This is a genomic window from Streptomyces sp. NPDC048182 (assembly GCF_043202555.1).
GTDB lineage: Bacteria > Actinomycetota > Actinomycetes > Streptomycetales > Streptomycetaceae > Streptomyces.
The window spans coordinates 1-1,410 of record NZ_JBIDAQ010000035.1 but is presented as its reverse complement, the minus strand read 5'-3'; the positions used below and the strand labels follow the sequence as shown (position 1 = coordinate 1,410).

Here is a 1,410-nt window from a genome sequence, read left to right as displayed (position 1 = left end):
CTAGTACTGCAACGGTCTTTGTCGTGACGGTTGGGCAGGTGGTTCGTTGGTCTGGTCATGGGTGGGGAACTGTCTGATGCCCGGTCGTGGGCGGGTGAACTGAGGGCTCTTCATGAGCGGTTCGTTCACCGTTTTGCCAGGTCGGAGCCGCGCGAGTCGGCGCTCGCGTATATGCGGGGGCTGATCGCTCCGCTGGAGCGGAAGAACGGCTGGACGCTTGCCGAAGAGGCCGGACATGCGGGTCCGGACCGGATCCACCGGTTGTTGAACCGGATCGACTGGGATGCGGACGAGGTCCTGGACGACGTGCGCGAGTACGTCGTCGAGCAACTCGGCGACCGGGAGGCGGTGCTGATCGTCGACGACACCGGCTTCCTGAAGAAGGGGACACGGTCGGCCGGGGTCCAGCGGCAGTACTCCGGCACGGCCGGACGGACGGAGAACTGCCAGGTCGGCGTGTTCCTCGCCTATGCCGCCGGCCGCGGCCGCACCTTGATCGACCGGCGCCTCTACCTGCCGGCATCCTGGACCGACGACCGGGAAAGGTGTCGTCGGGCCGGCATCGGCGACGGGGTCGTCTTCGAGACGAAGGTCGCGATGGCCCGGGCGATGGTCCGCCGGGCGATCGAGGAGAAGATCCCGTTCGGCTGGGTGAGTGCGGACGCCGGCTACGGCTACTCCAAGAGCTGGCGGACCGAGCTCGAGCGGGCCGATGTCTTCCATGTCATGGCCACCACCCGGCACGACACCGTCGTCACCCGCTGGGCCCTCGACCACCCTGTCCACGACCTGTTCCATGATCTGCCCCGGCAGAAGTGGAAGCGCCGGTCCTGCGGCAACGGGTCGCACGGGCCCCGGGTGTTCGACTGGGCACGGGTCGAGGTCCGTCCCTGGCACCGGGAGGACCGCCGGCACTGGGTGATCGCCCGCCGCAGTGTCCGTCGGCCCGAGGAGATCTCCTACTACATCGCCTACTGCCCCGCCGAGACCACGCTCGACCAGCTGATCCATGTTGCCGGCAGCCGGTGGGCGGTCGAGGAGTGCTTCCAGACCGCGAAGCAGGAGTGCGGCCTGGACGACTACCAGGTCCGACGCTATCCCGGCTGGCACCGGCACATCACCCTGGCCATGGCCGCCCACGCCTGCCTGACCGTCCTGCGGGCCCGCGAGCTCGACACCGGGAAAGCAGAAACGGATCCTCCGGCCTCGTCCCGCTGAGCCTTCCCGAACTCAGACGTCTGATCCACCGCCTCACCCACCGCCGACCTGCCTCGCTCGACCACATCCTGCACTGGTCCCACTGGCGCCGCCGAAGACAGCACCAAGCCCGGATCAGCCACTACAAACGACGCGGCCACACACCACCAGAAGCCGATAAACCATCACGAAAAAGACCGTTGCAGTACTAGG

General features: G+C 67.4%; 1 protein-coding gene. It reads left to right on the top strand.

All coding sequences use genetic code 11. From position 1 onward, the window contains the following. Window positions 1–57 precede the first annotated feature (57 nt). Window positions 58–1,218, top strand: coding sequence for an IS701 family transposase (locus ACGFZL_RS32055; protein WP_393697114.1), 1,161 nt, complete (start codon window positions 58–60; stop codon window positions 1,216–1,218). Window positions 1,219–1,410: the final 192 nt, after the last annotated feature.